Consider the following 17,899-nt stretch of genomic DNA (forward strand, 5'->3'; position numbering starts at 1 on the left):
AAAGTGTATAGGCAAATGGATTTTGGATCGCTTTGGGGAGGATTGTCCTATAGAACAAGTTTAGATGGAGCTGAGTTTATTACAAATTCGGGAGCTTTAGATAGCCAAAAATTACAACAAATAACACCAATTGTAGGAGTTAATTATAAAAACTTAATGTTTGCTTATACCTATACGTATCAGTCTAACTCTGTAGTTTTTACCAATGGTGGATTTCATCAATTTACCTTAGGTTATAATTTTGGCTGTAGACGAGAACGTTATGATTGTAATTGTCCTGCAATTAATTATTAAGTCTTACTAAATAAGAATTAATTTATCAAGCTGAACTTGTTTCAAGTTTATATAATATTTGCAATTCTGAAATGAATTGAGAATAACACTTAAAAGAAAGGCTCGTTTAAAACGAGCCTTTCTTTTTTTAATTCCAAGTATATTTTTTCTTTTTAGCTTGTTCTTTAATAGCTTTAGTCATGGCACTTTCTAAACTATTATTGTTTTTTGATTTGGCTTGTTCAGAAATGTACTTTGTACGCTTTACATTTAAATCTTGAATCTGTTTTTGAATGATTGCTCGTTCTTTTTTCATAGCTTCAACATAAGCTTTGATTTCAGTTTCGGACTTTCCTTTAAGTTCTTTTGGAAGTGTTTCTTCTTTTAAGTCTTCAATTACTACTTCGTCATTTTCAATTGCATCAACTAAATCCCAAGAAGAGTTTTTGTAGAAATGAGAACTCTTACTTACAGATCGTTTAACAGCATTTGCATAACCATAAGAACTTGCATTCCTATCTTGTATAGCTTGTTCCGCTACTTTATCTCTACCTCTTGAGCCGTAACCAATGTAAGTTTTATTAAGTTGCCTATTTAAAATTAAAATTTTGTCGTCATAAGGAGAAGCAATATGAACCGTTTTCTGATTATGGTTAATAGCTATATAATCACCATTAGTTAATTTGGCACCGTCTTTCCAGTTGGTAGAAATACCTTGACTATAATTCCCACAGAAAATAGTATTAATGGTTACATCTTTTTCATTAGCATTAGTTGCAGCATCTTTATAATTTACTTTACCTTGTGTAAAAGGCTCATTACCTGCAATAAAAATTAGTTTTAAATCGTCAGGGTTGTTACCCCAATTTAATTGATTTAATGATGTTTGAATTACTTGCCCGCAGTATTCATTACCTCCATTAGTTGTCAAAGAAAACAATTCTTTTGAAATGTCGTCTAAATCATTACTAAAGGAAATAACCTGTCTTATATAGCCTTCATCACCGTTAAGCCCGTCATTACCATATTCATATAACGCAATTTGTAAATTGGGTTTGTCCTGTCCGTATTTAGCATAAGAAAGTTCGTTTACAATATCCCAAAGTTGTGCCTTGGCTTGGTCTATTAAACCGTCCATACTATTACTAGTGTCCAATAACAGAGCTACTTTTATGAATTGTTTGTTAGGATGTGGGTGCTTTTCAGTTTTAACTATTTCTGCTAAATGTTCTTGAGGTTTTTTATTGTTCGCATTACAAGCTATAAATCCTATTAGGGATAAGCTTAAGATTAAGGTTTTAAAAGGTGTTTTCATAAGATTTGTTTTTTGATTAAATGATGTTTTTTACAAATTGATAGCATAAATCTATAACCAAGGTTTTTATTAAAAAATCTAGAATGAGTGAAGTGCTAACTTAAATGAGGGAATGGATATGTTCAATGTGTAAGCATGCCATTTTTGACTTAAAATCTCAATAAAAATGATTTTAGCCATTTTATTTAACCAATGAAAGTGCGTAAGTTTATCTATTATAAATTCACTCATGCGAATGGCTATGAAATATTTTTGGGTTCTTTGTTTTGTATTCAATGTGTCTTCATTGTTGGGGCAGGTTGGTATTGATGAAAATTCACCTAAGTTTACTGTTAGAGGTAAGATTATAGAGAGTGAAACACGTGATGCTATTCCTAATGCAAATATTGAGGTTAATGGTGGCTCATATACTACATCAGATATGTTTGGTGAATTTAGAGTTCAGGCCAGAAAGGGCGATGAGCTAATAATTAGGCATAAAGATTTTGAAACCATCTATTATATCATTCAAAACAATGAACGTATTCTAGTTAAGGTAGAGCCTAATGAACAAGATAAGTTTATTAGTAAAAGCTCAAAGAAATATAAGAAACAGAGCTTTAATTCGTATATAGATTCGGCTGAGGTTTATTTAAAAAAGGATGCTAAAAAAAGTATCCAATTTGTTACAGATGCCTTAGAACTCAGTAATTCTAAAAAAGAAAATGCTGAAGCTTATGAAGTTTTAGGTGATATAAATATGTTCTGGAAGCAGTATGATCTGGCTGTTTCAAATTACCGGACGAGCTTAAGAGATAATGTTGTCAATGAAGTAGAATTAAAACTAGCTTGGGCCTATAAAGAAAATCGTAATTATCAAGAAAGCATTGAACTTTACAATGCCATAAACAAAAGAGGATTATCAAATTATCAATTAGTTACCTTATATGAAGGTTTGGGAGATGTTTATAAAGAAATTGGACAAAGTGATGCTTCTATTCAAGCGTATCAGGACGGGTTAAAAGTAGCTCAAAAACATATTATTACTCCAAAAATTACGGATTTAAATTCTAAAATTGCTGAGGTTTATAATGACAAAGGCGAGGTTCAAGAGGCCCAAGGTTTCTTCTCTAATTCTTTACGATTGGCTGAAGGTGAAAACAAGAAAAGGGCACTTCAAGAAAAAATTAAGGTTGCAGATTTTGAGAGTAAAAACCTAAACTATTCCACCGAAATAGAATTAAGAAAACAAGCTTTAGAAGATATTGAAGATATTCAGCTAGATTCTATTTTAGACAACAAAAGCCCACTAACATCTCAAAAGCAAAATTATAAAATAGGGAAAGCCTATGCATTACAAAATGACATCCCTAATGCCATAAATTACCTTGAGAAAAGTATTGAGGAAGCCGATGATAGAGAAGATTTGATTGTTCAAAAAGACGCCACTAGAGGATTATCTGAAGTTTATAGAGATGCGGGACAGTTTAACAAAGCATTAATTGCCTACCAGAGTTATGTAGATATAGTTGATAAGATATACGCATTAAAAGAACAAGAGATATCTCAAGCAGCTAAGTTTGGAAAGGATATTGTTAATCAGCAAACAAGAATAAATAGTTTAGAAAGTCAGAAAGCCTTAATAGATACAGAGTATCAACTTAATACAGAACAGGCAAAAAGACAAAAACTCCTTATTTATTCTCTTTTAGGAGGGCTTTTGTTATTATTAATTGTGGCTTTTTTAATGTTTAAATACATAAGACAACAGAAGTTGGCAAATAATTTATTGGCTTTAAAATCGTTACGAAGTCAAATGAATCCGCATTTTATTTTTAATGCCTTAAACTCTGTTAATAGTTTTATTGCCTCCAATGATGAACGTACAGCTAACAAATATCTTTCTGATTTTTCACTGTTAATGCGGGCTGTTTTAGAAAATAGTGAGGAAGATTTTATTCCGTTAGAAAAAGAAATTGAATTACTACAGCTTTATACTAAGCTTGAACATTTTAGGTTTAAAGACCGGTTTGATTACGCTATTAATATTGATGAAAATATCAATATTAAAGACTTTGTAATTCCTCCTATGTTGTTGCAACCTTATATTGAAAATGCCGTATGGCATGGGTTACGTTATAAGAAAAGCAAAGGCCAATTAGAAATTGCAATTACCCAAACGAGACCAGATGAAATCAGTGTTGCTATTATTGATGATGGAGTTGGTAGGAAAAAATCAAAAGCTCTGAAAACTGAAAATCAGCAAAAGCAGAACTCCAAAGGCATGGGTAATATCAAAAAGCGTGTATCGATTTTGAATGATATGTATAAAGATAAGGTTGATGTTTTGGTAACAGATTTTCAAGATGCTGAAGACACCGGAACCAAAGTAGAGGTAACACTTAAAAAGGATTAGATGAAATTAGACGCTATCATAGTAGAAGACGAGAAAACTAGCAGAGACATCTTAAAAAACTACTTAAAAAAGTATTGCCCAAATGTGACTATTTTAGGTGAAGCTGCTAATGTAGATGAGGCTTTGGTTTTAATTCGTAATCATGATTTAGACCTAGTGTTTTTAGATGTAGAAATGCCCTATGGAAATGCTTTTGATTTACTCGACAAGGTTGGTGATGTGGATTTTGAAACGGTATTTGTAACCGCCTATAATCATTACGCTATGGATGCACTAAATGCCCATGCGTCGTATTATTTAATGAAACCCATATCTATTGATGAGCTTATAAAAGCAGTAGATTATGTAACTGAAATAAAAACCAAGGAGAATGCTTTACAAGACCAAGTTTTAGTCCCAAAAACCAACAGTGTTAATGGGAAAATAACTATTCCTCAATTAGACGGTTTTGAAGTTCTTAATACTTCAGATATTTTGTATTGTAAAGCGGATGATAATTATACCGAAATCTATTTGAATAATAATAAAAAGAAGTTAGTAAGTAAAACCCTTAAATATTTTGAAGAAGCTTTAAATGGTTCTAGTTTTACTAGAGTTCATAAAAGTTATTTAGTCAACGTAAACGAGGTGGTTAAATATGTCAAAGGAAAGGGTGGAAGCGTGGTATTAAGCAACGGAAAAGAGATTATGGTTTCCGCCTCAAAAAAATCAGATTTGTTGTCATACTTTAAATAACTTTGTCATTCTGAGGAGTGAAACGACGTAAGAATCTTATAATCATTATTCAATAAAAAATATTCAATAAAAATGCCAGTAATATTACCAGTAAAAGATAAATCACCACAAATTCCAGAAGACTGCTTTGTGGCCGAAAATGCTACTATTGTTGGAGATGTAGTTATGGGAAACCAATGCAGTATTTGGTTTAGTGCCGTTGTACGGGGCGATGTAAACTACATCAAAATGGGAAACAAAGTAAATATTCAAGACGGAGCTGTTATTCATGGTACCTATCAAAAATGGGCAACAGAAATTGGCAATAATGTATCTATTGGGCACAATGCCTTGGTACACGGATGTACTATTCAAGATAATGTACTTGTAGGTATGGGTAGTATTATTATGGATGGTTGTGTTGTAGAAAGTAATAGTATTATTGCTGCAGGGGCTGTAATTACTCAAAACACTAGAGTAGAATCTGGTAGTATTTATGCAGGTGTTCCTGCTAAAAAAATAAAAGACATTAGTAAAGAACTAATTTCGGGAGAAATTAATCGTATCGCAGATGCGTACATTAAATATTCTAGCTGGTTTAAGGAGTAGTTAGCTTAATTACTTACCCATATTAAGAATCTTATTATGATCACTAGCGTTCCCCTATAGGGTCGCGCTTTCAGCAGTCGTTTTATTCAAAGAGCTCCAACAAATGCTTCAGTCGCTAACGCAGTGTTCAATTAAAAGTCAAGATATTGGACAGTATAATCTGTATCCAAAATTTGTTGCATCACATTCAATTTTCCGTTTGTGTAAAACAAGTGTTCAGACTTCGGATTTTTAAAATTCAATAAATCATTCTGTTTTAAGACAGCTTTGGTTTGTCTAGCCACCGCCTCACCAGAATCAATAATTGTTACATGTTCAGGTAATAATTCAATTAATTGAGGGATTAGATAGGGGTAATGAGAACATCCTAAAACCAAATAATCAATATTGGCATTCAGCATGGGTTGTAAATAGGTTATTAAAAGGGCGGTCATTTCTTCTGAATATAACTTACCACTTTCTATTAGGTTAACAATGCCTTCGCCAACTTGTTCTACAACATTAATGTTATTAGCAAATTTGCCTGAAGTTTTAGAGAACAACTCACTACTTAAAGTGCCTTGAGTTGCTAAAATACCAACTGCCTTTGTTTTAGTTTGTAATGCCGCTGGTTTAATGGCAGGTTCAATACCAATAAAAGGGACATTATAATTATTTCGTAAATAACCTATAGCGTTGGTAGTAGCTGTATTACAAGCCACCACAATAAGTTTACAACCATTCCCTAATAATAGTTCTGTATTCTTTATACATAAATTAGTGATCGCCTCTTTCCCTTTTGGCCCGTAAGGAGCATTAATACTATCAGCTAAATAAATACTACTTTCATTTGGAAGTAGTTCATTAATGGCTTTCCAGATAGAAGTACCACCAACTCCAGAGTCAAAAACACCAATAGGGTGATTATTCATAGTTTAACAAAAATAAAAAAGCTGCTTTGTAAAAAGCAGCTTTAAAGTAAGTTATTTGTATTCAGGTAAATTAAATACCTAATTGAGTTTTTACAGCTGCTAAAATATCTGTTCCTTCGGCAACTATTAAAGTAGCTCTATCTAAAACATAATTAAATCCTTGTGCTTTAGCTACCTCATTAATAGCTTTCATGGCTTCTTCTTCAACAGGCTTAAGAAGTTCGGCACGTTTTTCAGCTAAACTCTTTTGAGCGTCTTGCTGAAATACAGCAATACGTTGTTCTTTTTCTTGTAATTCTACAACGCGTTTTTGATTTTCTTCATCCGTTTTATTAGGTGCTTCAGCTTGATATTGCTTTTGTAAGTTTTGAAGCTCGGTAATAGAATTTTGAATATCTGTTGTATATGTTTTTTGCAAAGCTTCAAGCTCTGTTTGCGCAGATTTAAAACCTGGCATAGCCTGAATTAATTCTTGGGTGTTTATATGGGCAACTTTACTTTGTGCTTGCGAAAAACTAATACTCCCTATACATACTGCCGTTGCTAATAAAATAGTTTTTAATTGTTTCATTTTTAAATTGTATTAAATGTGTTATAAATTATTAATTGTTTTGGTTTATACTGTCTCTAGCTTTTTTTCTGTCTTCTAATTCCTTTTGTCTTTCGGCTAATATTTTCTTCTTTTTTTCTTCTAAAGCTCTTTTTCTTTCTTCTCTTTCAGCTAACTTTTTTTGACGATTTTCTTCAATCAATTGTTCTCTAGTTTTAGCTCCCGTTTTTTCTTCATCCACGGTCTTAGCTCCCGTTTTTTCTTCATCAGTTGTACTTTCAGTGACTTTATTTCTTGCGTCTATTTTAGCTTGCTTAGCCTTTTCACGGTCATCAAGAATCTTTTGTCGTTTGGCCTCTGCCTCTTTTACTTTAGCTTCTCGTGCTGCTAGTTTTTTATTTCTAGCTTCTTCTATAGCACTTTCTCTCTGTTTTTTCTTTTCTTCTAAAACTCTAGCTCGTTCTTCTTGTTCTAGATTAATTTCTGGCACTAACTCTTCTTCCTCGGCAGCCTTACGCTCAGACTTTGACTGTACTTGTTTTCTTTTGGCTGTTCTTGTAATACTTCTAATTACCGTTTCGCTTAAATCATACTGCCTTGCGGAGAACAACATTGTTGCATCAGAGGACTTATCAAAAATAAAATCATATTTTCTGCTGTTGGCAATATCTTGAACCGCTGCAAAAATTTGATCTTGAACTGGTTTCATTAATTGGGTTTGTTGAATAAATAAATCCCCATTAGGGCCAAATCGCTTTTGCTGATAATCCAATATCTCTTTTTCTTCAAAATAAATGTCTTCTTCACGCTCTTCAATAAGCTCTTTGGTCAAGAGGGCTTTTTCATTACTTAAATCTTTCCTTTGTTGCTCAATAGTGCCTAGTTTAACCTCAATTTCATTCTTCCATTTATCTGCCTTTTCATTCAATTGTGCAATAGCTTCTTGATATTCAGGAACATTTTCTAAAATATACTCAGTATCTATATAACCTATCCGGACACCACGTTGAGCCTGTATTGATATACTAAAAAAAGCTAATATCAGTAAAAAAAGAACTTTGTTTTGCATCCTGTTATATTTTATAATTAATTGACCTACAATTTTCAAATTTGAACAATATCTCCAAAATTAACGAATTTTAACTTTAAAAATTTTAATTCTTATGCAAAACATCAATATGTTATTAGAAAATATCGTGCCAAAATAATTTTTAACCTAAAATTGTTGCCCAATAATGAAATGAGTTTCCCAACCATGTTTCCCTGTTTCTCCAAGAGCATTGTCAAATCCGTGGCCAAAATCAATTCCTAATAAACCAAAGGCAGGCATAAAGATTCTAACGCCTAATCCGGCAGAACGTTTAACATTAAATGGGTTGAAATCTTTAAAACTATTGTATGAATTACCAGCTTCTACAAAGGCGGCTCCGTAAATTTTAGCAGAAGCCTTTAAAGTGATTGGATAACGAAGTTCTAAAGAGTATTTGTTATAAATAGTACCTCCATCTTGAGTTGACAAAGATTGGTTGGGGTAACCACGCAATTGAATGGCTTCTCTACCATCTAAACTATAAGTTCCTAAACCATCACCACCAACAAAGAAACGCTCAAAAGGAATAACGCCTCTATCATTATTATAAGCGCCTAAGAAACCAAATTCTATAAGTGGTCTTAATACTAGGTTTTTGGTGATTTCTGTATACCACTCACCTTTAAAATTCACTTTATAAAATTCTAACCAATTGTAACGTTCTTGGTCAATTTCAGAAATTCTATTCTGCGCATTGGTTCTTTCTAAATCCGTACTGGAAACACTGCCTAAAATACTTTGGTTTTCATTTCGCTCTTCTTTTAAAGCGGTATAATCCACTCCATTAACTGCAGAATAAGGGAATGATAATTCAGCTGTTGCAGAAAATTTAGAACCACCAGTAGGGAATATAGGATCAACGGAAGTATTATCTCTACTAAGCCCTACAGTATATGATAGGTTGTTTGAAAAACCATCACCGAAAGTAAACAGTCCGGTATTGTAGTTATTTAAATCATAACGTTGATAGCTAATAGCATTTGATAGGGTGAAGAAGTCATCTGGAACGGTTAGTCTTTTAGCTAAACCAAAGGTGATACCGGTAATATTAAAACTTCTACTTTTATCAGCTCTTCTATTTATATAATCGTATAAGAACTGTTTGGTATGAGATATAGATGTTGAGAATTGCACTGGTTTTTTACCTCCTAACCAGGGTTCAGAAAACTGAAAACTGTAGGTTTGATAAAATCTACTGGCTTGTAAACGTAAGGCTAATCTTTGGCCGTCACCCATTGGAATAGGTTTATAAGCCTCTTTTTTAAAGATATCTTTAATTGAGAAGTTATTGAATGACAGACCTAGGGTACCAATAAATCCACCGCCACCATATCCACCTTGCAATTCTATTTGGCTAGATCCGGTTTCTTTAACAGAGTATTCCATATCAATGGTTCCCTCAACTGGGTTAGGGTTTTTAAAATCAGGTGAAATCTCCTGAGCATCAAAAAACCCTAATTGTCCTAATTCTCTAACCGTTCTAACTACTAGAGCTTTGCTATATAGCCCCCCTGGACGTGTTCTTAATGTTCTGTATACAACATGGTCATTGGTTTTATCATTACCAACAACTGAAACATTGTTAAAATAAGCTGGTTTACCTTCGGTTATTCGAATTTCCATATCAATAACATTATCATCAGCACTAACTTCTACTTGACGGATGCTAGAAAATAAATAACCATTATTTTGATATAAGTTGGTAAGGTCATTACCGTCTGGTTTAGAATTGTCGGCAATTCGTTTTTGCAGTAATACACCATTGTAAGTATCTCCTTTTCTTATTCTTAGTATATTACTTAGCTCTCTGTCGGTATAAACGGTATTGCCAATAAACTTAATGTCACCAAAGGTATAGGGATCACCTTCGTTTACATTTATTTGAAGAGAGATGGTTTTATCATCATTATAAATTAAACTATCAGAGATAATGCGAGCATCTCTATATCCATTCTCTTTAAACTTATCTATCACACTAGATAAATCTGCCTGATAAGCCGAATCGATAAATTTAGAACGTTTCAAAACACGTAAACGATTAATTTTCTTAGTGCTTTTCATTGCTTTTCTAAGCTTTTTATCACTTACAGCATTATTTCCAGTGAATGTAATGTCACTAATTTTAACTTTTGTGCCCTTATCTATATTAAGTACCATGTTAACCCTAGAAGTCTTAATAGAGTCTTTAATATCAATGGTGTTAATATGAACTTTGGTGTTTAAGAAACCGTCTTTTTTGTACTTTCTGGTTAAGAAATTTTTGGTTGTAGTAATAAGGTTTTCAGTAACCTTTGTTCCCTTTTTTAGTTTGTTGTCCTTAATAACACCTTCAATCTTACTTTTTTTAACACCGTTAACTTTTAAGTCATTAAGTTGTGGTAGATCAGCCAATCTAATTTCTAAATAGGCAGAATCATTTTGAATTTTAGCAAGGTATATTTCAATATTGTTGAACAATTTGGTGCCCCAAAGCTTTTTAATAGCAGAGCCTATTTCTTCACCAGGGATATTTATTTCTTGCCCTTTTCTTAAACCTGAAAAATTAATAATAGTTAACTCCGCAAAACTAGTGTTGCCTTGAACCTTAATTTTTCCAATAGGATATTTTTTGTTAGAATTGTAGGGTAGATCCTGAGCTTGAAGGTTAAAGCAATTTACTATTAAAAGTAACAAGGCTATACAGAGCTTTATATATGTATAAAAAGGTAAAATATTAGTTAATTTGTTCACTGGTTTTCCCAAATCTTCTCTCTCTTTTTTGAAATTCAATAATAGCTTCATACAAATGTTCCTTTGTGAAATCTGGCCAAAGTATATTAGTGAAATATAATTCAGCATAAGCTATTTGCCATAGCAAAAAATTACTGATGCGTTGCTCTCCGCTTGTTCTAATAAGCAAATCTACATCCGGCAAATTTTGCGTGTAAAGATGCTCATTTATAATTGATTCATCAATAATTTCGGGCGAAATTATGTTATTTTTAACTTTAATACTAATCTCTTTAACAGTATTTAGTATTTCTTCTCTAGAACCATAGCTCAAGGCCAAAGTTAGAGTCATTCTGCTATTAGATTTTGTTTTGTTAATTACTTCGTTTAATTCTTTGAAAACCTTTGTAGGTAATAGTTTTAGGTTTCCAATTGCAGAAAGCTTTATATTATTGTCTTGAAGTGTTTTTATTTCTTTTTTAAGTGAAGAAATAAGTAGCCTCATTAATGTTTGGACCTCTAGTTTTGGTCTATTCCAGTTTTCTGTTGAAAAAGCATATAGTGTTAAATTTTTAACACCCAATTCAGCACATGATTCAACTACTCGTTTAACAGTCTTAGCTCCATTTTCATGACCAAATGCACGCATCATTCCTTTCTGCTTTGCCCACCTACCGTTGCCATCCATAATAATGGCTATATGTTCTGGGAGTTTTCTACTAAGTATGCTGTCTTTTAAATCCATTTATTCATTTACACAATAACAAGGGTTTTCACCAAAAGTATAGGTTAGGGTTATACCTGAAAATGTATACCAGTCATTGTTGTTGATATTTCCAAATCTATATTCCGGACGCCATTTAGCATCTGGAACACTTCCGTCTAATTCATCAGAAAAAGTATATCGGGCTCCAATTTCTATCCCTAGAACTATATTATCTATAAAAGTAGTTTTAAAACCTAAGGTCATTGGTATACCATATGCCCAACTAGATGTGTTTTCTGGTGTTTGCATGCCATTTAAAAAGTAATGATTGTCATGCTTAGCAACCGTAATACCTGTATGTAAATAAGGTGTGCTTATTTTTCTTTCGGAATGTAGGTTGAATTCAATAAAAGTAAATTCCATACCAATTGATGCCTCTACAATATTACTAGAAAATTCATATCCTCTTTGAATACGTCTTGGGTCGTCTGAATTTATGTCCTTACCTTCAAGTGTTGTGAAAATTAATGAAGCTCTGTAAGAATGTCTTCTACTGCGGTTCCATTTATATATCCCGCCAACAGCTAATTGATTTGGAGAAATATAATCCGTTGCTCCAACGTCTCCTATAAAATTGCTGCCTCCAAGATATAAGCCTAATTCATTAATCTGAGAGTGGCTAAAATGAATTGCTAAAATGCTTATTACTAATGCGGTTAAATTCCTCATAGTTATTCAAAAGTTTGCAAATATAATAAATAAGATTAGCCAAAAATAATTTGGACTAAATTGTATTAGTGTAAAACATCATTTATTGCAAATTATTGTAAAATAAGGTCTTAATTGCGCTTGTCTTCTCCCCAAAGCATTTTTTTACGTAAGGTCTTTAAAAAGCTTTCATCTAGTAAATCTATCATCTTCACTTTAAAGTCGGCTTTTTTAATTTTGATAATCGTTTCATTATCAAGGGTAGCAATTCTGGAATCTAATGAAACTAAATGTTGCTTTTCTCTACCACTTACACTTAATTGAATTTCGGTGGAGTCTGGAATTATTAAGGGTCTTGCGCTAAGATTATGAGGAGCAATTGGTGTAAGAACAAAACTATTAGCTCCAGGAGTAATAACTGGGCCACCACAGCTTAAAGAGTATCCTGTTGATCCTGTTGGTGTTGAAATAATTAAGCCATCACTCCAATACGAGGTTAAAAACTCGCCATCTAAATGTGTGTCAACCGTAATCATTGAAGTAGTATTTTTTCTGCTTACAGCAATTTCATTTAAGGCAAAGTTTAGATTTTTTATATCATTATTCTCCGGACTTGTTTCTATTGAAAGTAAACTGCGTTCTGAAACTGTATAATGACCATTCAATATATTCTGAACTGCATTTTCAATATCTTCAATCTGAATTGTAGCTAAGAACCCTAAGCGACCGGTGTTTATTCCTATAATTGGAATATCAAGGTTTTTTACTGAGGGAATAGCCCTTAAAATAGTTCCATCACCACCAATGCTAATCAATAAATTGAATGAATCATCTAATTTATTATAGACGCTGAATAAATTATATAAAGCATCATTTGACGTAACCGAATTGACTAAATTTAAAAATTCAGATTCAATTAAAACATCAATATCCTTTCCTTTGAAAAAGTTGAGAAGTCTATCAAAAGAGGTTATAGTGCTGGGATTATTATAACGCCCAAAAATGGCAATCTTCATAAGGCTACATGTTTAAGTATTTATTAAGGTAGTCTGAACGTTCTTTCAAACTTTCAATATAACTATCTTCTTCATGACCTGAAGCTATATTATAGCTGTATCTTCTAAACGTTGGTATAATATCATTAAGACTCGTGTTTCCTATTTTCAATGTTACCTGAACCACATCGTTCTTTATTTTAGATACAAAGGCACCCAGAAGTTTACCGTTATTAGATTCTACAATCTGACTAATTTCACTAAAGGAATAATCATTAATTCCCTTTTCAATAACCAGAACAGCCCCGGCAGAATGAAAGAAAGGAGATTCGTTAAATAAACTTATAATATCTTTAAGTTCGTAGTAGCCTAAATAATTGTTTTTTTCGTCTAAAACCGGCATTATATTAGCTGAGTTTTGAGCAAAAGCCTCTAAAACGTCTAACCATAAAGTGTCCTTTCTAACATAAAAATCCTCAATAGCATAAAGATATTCGTTTGCAGGTTTATTGCTATCAAAACAATGTACATCTGTTTCAAAAAACGCGCCCATAAAAACGCCATTAGCGTCTTTAATAGGAATGTGAGAATAGGTGAGTTGGTTAAATAAAGACTGTAAATCAGATACTTTACTAGTGCTTTCAACCGGTTTTATATCGTTTATTATAAATTCTGATAGTTTCATGATGCTGCTAAATGCCTATGCAAATTAATTAAAAAAATAGTACTTAAGCCTCTTCTACTTTGTATTTTTGTTTTTTTAAAAAAATATTCATGACAAAGTTAAGTGTAAACATTAATAAGATAGCTACTTTGAGGAATTCACGAGGTGGCGATATGCCTAATGTGGTTGAATTTGCTAAAGACGTACAGCGTTTTGGTGCAGAAGGCGTGACCATTCATCCAAGGCCAGACGAGCGTCATATTCGTTATCAAGATGCCCGCGATTTAAAACCTGAAGTTTACACAGAATATAATATTGAGGGAAACCCCATTAAATCTTTTATAGATTTGGTTTTAGAGGTTCAGCCAACTCAAGTTACTTTGGTTCCTGATGCCGAAGATGCCATTACAAGTAATGCAGGTTGGGATACTATTAAGCACAAAGATTATTTAGTTGATGTTATTAAAGAATTTCAACAAAATAATATTAGAACATCCATTTTTGTGGATCCAGTTTTAAGTCAAATTGAAGGCGCCAAGGAAACGGGAACAGATAGAATTGAATTGTATACAGAAGCATTTGCACACCAGTACGGATTGGGAAATGAAGATGCTGTTAAACCGTATTCAGAATGCGCTCTATTAGCAAATGATTTAGGTTTAGGAGTAAATGCTGGTCATGATTTATCACTAGATAATATTGAATTTTTTAAGAATAATATCTCAGGACTTTTAGAAGTTTCAATAGGTCATGCTTTAATAGCAGAAAGTCTATATCTAGGAGTAGAGAATGTTATTCAAATGTATTTACGAAAGTTAAAATAGATGTTGTTACATTCAAATATTATAGGTGAAGGAAAACCGTTTGTTATTCTTCACGGTTTTTTAGGGATGAGTGATAACTGGAAATCACTTGGGCGACAATTTAGTGAGCAAGATTTCCAAGTGCATTTGGTAGATCAGCGGAATCACGGACGCAGTTTTTGGGATGACAATTTTAGTTATGAAATACTTGCAGAAGATTTAAAACATTACTGTGAAGAGCATCAATTAGAAGACATTATTTTACTAGGGCATTCAATGGGAGGTAAAACGGCCATGTTGTTTTCCACTTTGTACCCAGATTTAGTTTCCAAATTATTGGTAGCCGATATTTCTCCGAGGTTTTACCCAGTGCACCACGATACTATTTTGGAAGGTTTGAGTGCTTTAAACTTTGATGAAATTAAAAGCCGAGGAGAGGCCGATAAAGTTTTAGGGCAATATGTTACCGATTTTGGAACACGTCAATTTTTACTTAAAAACTTGCATTGGGTTGAAAAAGGAAAATTAGGACTTCGAATCAATCTAGAAGTCTTAAAAAAAGAAGTTGCCGAAATAGGTGAATCACTACCTTCTTACGCTCAGTTTAATAAGGATGCTTTATTTTTAAGAGGAGACCGCTCTGAATATATAAGAGTTGATGATGAAGTATTAATTTTAAATCAATTTCCAAAGGCTGAAATTGTAACCATTTCTAACGCGGGGCATTGGTTGCATGCTGAAAACCCTAAGGATTTTTTTGAGGCTGTAATGGAGTTTGTTTATTGAAATTTTGTAAATTGTAATTATTAAAATCAGTTAAATGAAACTCTTAACCAAACTCTTATTAAATGCGTTGGCTGTTTTTGTGATAGCCCACTTTTTAACGGGTGTTCATGTTGATGGATACATAACAGCATTAATAGTTGCTGTAGTCTTATCGGTATTGAATCTCTTTGTAAAACCTATTTTGATTATTTTCACCTTACCCATAACCATAGTAACATTAGGCTTGTTCCTCTTAGTTATTAATGCACTAATTATACTCTTAGCAGACAAATTAATAGATGGTTTTTCTGTAAGCAGTATCTGGATTGCCATATTATTTAGTATTCTACTTTCAGTATTACAATCTATACTACATTCTCTATTAAAAGAAGATAAAAAATAGCTTCAAAATCAAGCAATTAAAACTTTGTTGGGGTGCAAAAAAAGTTATATTTTTGCATCCCGATTTTAGTTATACTAATTACATTTTAAAAATGAACATTACAAGAGAAAACGTAGATGCATTAAATGCGGTAGTAAAAGTTGATATTGCTAAAGAAGACTATAGCGATAAAGTTGAAAAAATCTTATCAGATTACCGTAAAACTGCTAACATTCCAGGATTTAGAAAAGGTCATGTGCCAATGGGAATGGTTAAAAAGCAATATGGAAAAGCGGTATTGGTTGATGAAGTAAATAAACTTTTACAAGATGCTTTAAATAAATATTTAACTGAAGAGAAGTTAGATGTTTTAGGACAACCGTTACCAAAGCCTCAAGATGATATTGATTGGGACGCTGATGGATTTTCTTTTGAATTTGAATTAGGTTTAGCGCCTGAATTTGAAGTGAAATTAAAAGGTAAAAAGGCTGTAACACAATACAATATTGTTGCTGATGATAAAATGATTGATGAGCAAATTGAGCGTATTCAAAAGCAATATGGAAAATTAGTATCTCAGGAAGTTATCGAAAAAGATAGTGAGATTACCGGTGCCTTTAAAAACGAAGAAAAAGAGATTGATAACACGGTAACTATTACACTTGATAAATTTAAGGGTAAAACAACTCCAAAGAAATTTATTGGAGCAAAAGCAGGTGACGTAATTACTCTAAAAACTAAAGATCTTTATAGTGATGATCATGAATTAATGCATGCATTAAAGCTTGGTCATGATGAGGTTCACGGTTTAGATATTGAAGTAACTTTTACTATTTCTGAAATTAACAATCGTGAGTTAGCAGATTTAGATCAAGAATTGTTTGACAAGTTATTTGGTGAAGGTGCTGTAAAAACAGTAACTGAATTAAGAGCTAAAATAAAAGAGGATGCTGAAAAACAATTTGTTCAACAAGCAGACCAAAAGCTTTTAAATGATGTTACAGAGTATTTAGTAGAGAGTACTAAGTTTGATTTACCTGCTGAATTCTTAACTAAATGGATGCAAACAGCTGGCGAGAAAGAAATGGATGAAGCTCAAGCTAAAGAAGAGTATGACAATTCTGAGAAAAGTTTACGTTATCAGTTAATAGAAGGTAAATTAATTGAAGAAAATGATATCAAAGTAACTATGGATGATATTAAAAATCATGCTAGAGAAATGATTAAAGGGCAAATGGCTCAGTTTGGTCAAATGAATCCTTCTGATAAAGAGTTAGATGATATTGCTGCAAGAGTATTGTCAAATCAAGATGAGGCTCGAAGAATTTCGGAGCAATTAGTTAGCCAAAAATTACTTGAGTTATACAAAGAAAAAGCTAATATCAAGGTTAAAGAATTAAGTTACGAAAACTTTGTTAAAGAAGTATACGGAGACAAATAATTAAAAGAATAATTCATTATATTTAGGCGCTTGAATCTATTGATTTAAGCGCTTTTTTATTCTTAAAAAGAATCTGTTGAGCAGGTTTTAGTTTTATCTTGATGTATATCAGGAGTTTAATCATTTTAAAGTATTACAATAATTATGGATTTCGGTAAAGAGTTTGAAAAATTTGCTATAAAAGACCAAGGTATTAGTAGTACATATTACAATAAAATAATAAGTAGTATGTATCCAACTAATTTAACGCCAAATATCATTGAAGAACGTCAGATGAACATCGCTATTTTTGATGTGTTTTCTCGTTTAATGATGGATAGAATTATCTTTTTAGGAACAGGTATTAATGATCAAGTAGCTAATATTATACAGGCGCAATTATTGTTTTTAGAAAGCACAGATCCTAACAAGGATATTCAAATTTATATTAACTCTCCTGGTGGTAGCGTATATGCAGGTTTAGGTATTTATGATACTATGCAGTTTATAAAACCAGACGTGGCAACTATTTGTACAGGTATGGCAGCTTCAATGGGTGCGGTACTATTATGTGCAGGTGAAAAAGGTAAACGTAGCGGACTAACCCATTCAAGAGTTATGATACACCAACCTTTAGGTGGCGCTCAGGGACAAGCTAGTGATATTGAAATTACAGCAAGAGAGATTCTTATTTTGAAGGAAGAGCTTTATAAAATCATTAGTAAGCATTCAGGACAGGACTACGACAAAGTGTATGCTGATAGTGATAGAGATTATTGGATGAAAGCGGATAAGGCCCTTGAATATGGTATGATTGACGAGATTTTATCAAGGAATTAAATAAAAATTCGTAATTTTAATTAATTGTTATAGAGGGATTTAATAATTCA

The 17,899-nt window shown here is 32.5% G+C and carries 18 protein-coding genes; 9 read left to right on the forward strand and 9 right to left on the reverse strand.

Annotated elements, in window-relative coordinates:
- Positions 1-294, forward strand: a 294-nt coding sequence (locus FUA22_RS00140; protein ID WP_147765474.1) for a type IX secretion system membrane protein PorP/SprF, incomplete at its 5' end; no start/stop codon positions are given.
- A 127-nt stretch (positions 295-421) separates the two neighbouring features.
- Here FUA22_RS00140 and FUA22_RS00145 read toward each other — a convergent pair.
- Positions 422-1,588, reverse strand: coding sequence for a vWA domain-containing protein (locus FUA22_RS00145; protein ID WP_147765475.1), 1,167 nt, complete (start codon positions 1,586-1,588; stop codon positions 422-424).
- 241 nt (positions 1,589-1,829) lie between these two features.
- Between FUA22_RS00145 and FUA22_RS00150 the strand changes: the two genes are divergently transcribed.
- The 3 genes from FUA22_RS00150 to FUA22_RS00160 all read left to right on the forward strand — a co-directional run bounded on the left by FUA22_RS00150 (position 1,830) and on the right by FUA22_RS00160 (position 5,306).
- Positions 1,830-3,983, forward strand: coding sequence for a tetratricopeptide repeat-containing sensor histidine kinase (locus FUA22_RS00150; RefSeq protein WP_147765476.1), 2,154 nt, complete (start codon positions 1,830-1,832; stop codon positions 3,981-3,983).
- Positions 3,984-4,718, forward strand: coding sequence for a LytR/AlgR family response regulator transcription factor (locus FUA22_RS00155; protein ID WP_147765477.1), 735 nt, complete (start codon positions 3,984-3,986; stop codon positions 4,716-4,718).
- A 72-nt stretch (positions 4,719-4,790) separates the two neighbouring features.
- On the forward strand, positions 4,791-5,306 hold the full coding sequence (locus FUA22_RS00160; RefSeq protein WP_147765478.1) for a gamma carbonic anhydrase family protein: 516 nt from the start codon (positions 4,791-4,793) through the stop codon (positions 5,304-5,306).
- Between the two features lie 131 nt (positions 5,307-5,437).
- Here FUA22_RS00160 and murI read toward each other — a convergent pair whose 3' ends face one another.
- The 8 genes from murI to FUA22_RS00200 all read right to left on the reverse strand — a co-directional run bounded on the left by murI (position 5,438) and on the right by FUA22_RS00200 (position 13,660).
- Positions 5,438-6,217: a glutamate racemase gene (gene murI, locus FUA22_RS00165; protein WP_147765479.1), complete on the reverse strand. Its 780-nt coding sequence runs from the start codon at positions 6,215-6,217 to the stop codon at positions 5,438-5,440.
- A gap of 70 nt (positions 6,218-6,287) precedes the next feature.
- On the reverse strand, positions 6,288-6,788 hold the full coding sequence (locus tag FUA22_RS00170) for an OmpH family outer membrane protein (RefSeq protein WP_147765480.1): 501 nt from the start codon (positions 6,786-6,788) through the stop codon (positions 6,288-6,290).
- A gap of 31 nt (positions 6,789-6,819) precedes the next feature.
- On the reverse strand, positions 6,820-7,836 hold the full coding sequence (locus FUA22_RS00175) for an OmpH family outer membrane protein (protein ID WP_147765481.1): 1,017 nt from the start codon (positions 7,834-7,836) through the stop codon (positions 6,820-6,822).
- 147 nt (positions 7,837-7,983) lie between these two features.
- Positions 7,984-10,638 carry an outer membrane protein assembly factor BamA gene (gene bamA / locus FUA22_RS00180; RefSeq protein ID WP_147765482.1) on the reverse strand — a complete coding sequence of 885 codons (2,655 nt, stop codon included), beginning with the start codon at positions 10,636-10,638 and terminating at the stop codon, positions 7,984-7,986.
- Complete coding sequence (locus tag FUA22_RS00185) at positions 10,571-11,311, reverse strand: isoprenyl transferase (RefSeq protein ID WP_147765483.1); 741 nt, start codon at positions 11,309-11,311, stop codon at positions 10,571-10,573. The genes bamA and FUA22_RS00185 overlap by 68 nt, the downstream gene beginning before the upstream one ends.
- Complete coding sequence (porG, locus tag FUA22_RS00190) at positions 11,312-12,001, reverse strand: type IX secretion system protein PorG (protein WP_147765484.1); 690 nt, start codon at positions 11,999-12,001, stop codon at positions 11,312-11,314.
- A gap of 110 nt (positions 12,002-12,111) precedes the next feature.
- On the reverse strand, positions 12,112-12,996 hold the full coding sequence (locus tag FUA22_RS00195; RefSeq protein ID WP_147765485.1) for an NAD kinase: 885 nt from the start codon (positions 12,994-12,996) through the stop codon (positions 12,112-12,114).
- 4 nt (positions 12,997-13,000) lie between these two features.
- Entirely contained in the window at positions 13,001-13,660 is a 660-nt protein-coding gene (locus tag FUA22_RS00200; protein ID WP_147765486.1) for a CBS domain-containing protein, read from the reverse strand.
- An 89-nt stretch (positions 13,661-13,749) separates the two neighbouring features.
- On the opposite strand from FUA22_RS00200, the gene FUA22_RS00205 reads away from it, so the two are divergent.
- From FUA22_RS00205 to clpP, 5 genes are all read left to right on the forward strand, one after another.
- On the forward strand, positions 13,750-14,463 hold the full coding sequence (locus tag FUA22_RS00205; RefSeq protein WP_147765487.1) for a pyridoxine 5'-phosphate synthase: 714 nt from the start codon (positions 13,750-13,752) through the stop codon (positions 14,461-14,463).
- Positions 14,464-15,228, forward strand: a complete 765-nt coding sequence (locus FUA22_RS00210) for an alpha/beta fold hydrolase (protein ID WP_147765488.1) — start codon at positions 14,464-14,466, stop codon at positions 15,226-15,228.
- A gap of 34 nt (positions 15,229-15,262) precedes the next feature.
- Positions 15,263-15,610, forward strand: coding sequence for a phage holin family protein (locus FUA22_RS00215; RefSeq protein WP_147765489.1), 348 nt, complete (start codon positions 15,263-15,265; stop codon positions 15,608-15,610).
- Positions 15,611-15,701: 91 nt separating this feature from the next.
- Complete coding sequence (gene tig / locus FUA22_RS00220; RefSeq protein ID WP_147765490.1) at positions 15,702-17,030, forward strand: trigger factor; 1,329 nt, start codon at positions 15,702-15,704, stop codon at positions 17,028-17,030.
- Positions 17,031-17,174: 144 nt separating this feature from the next.
- The gene (clpP, locus tag FUA22_RS00225) at positions 17,175-17,849 is read left to right on the forward strand and encodes an ATP-dependent Clp endopeptidase proteolytic subunit ClpP (protein ID WP_147765491.1); all 675 of its coding nucleotides are present in this window, start codon (positions 17,175-17,177) and stop codon (positions 17,847-17,849) included.
- The last annotated feature ends 50 nt before the right edge of the window (positions 17,850-17,899 follow it).

This window comes from Seonamhaeicola maritimus (assembly GCF_008056315.1).
In the GTDB taxonomy this organism is placed as follows: Bacteria; Bacteroidota; Bacteroidia; order Flavobacteriales; family Flavobacteriaceae; genus Seonamhaeicola; species Seonamhaeicola maritimus.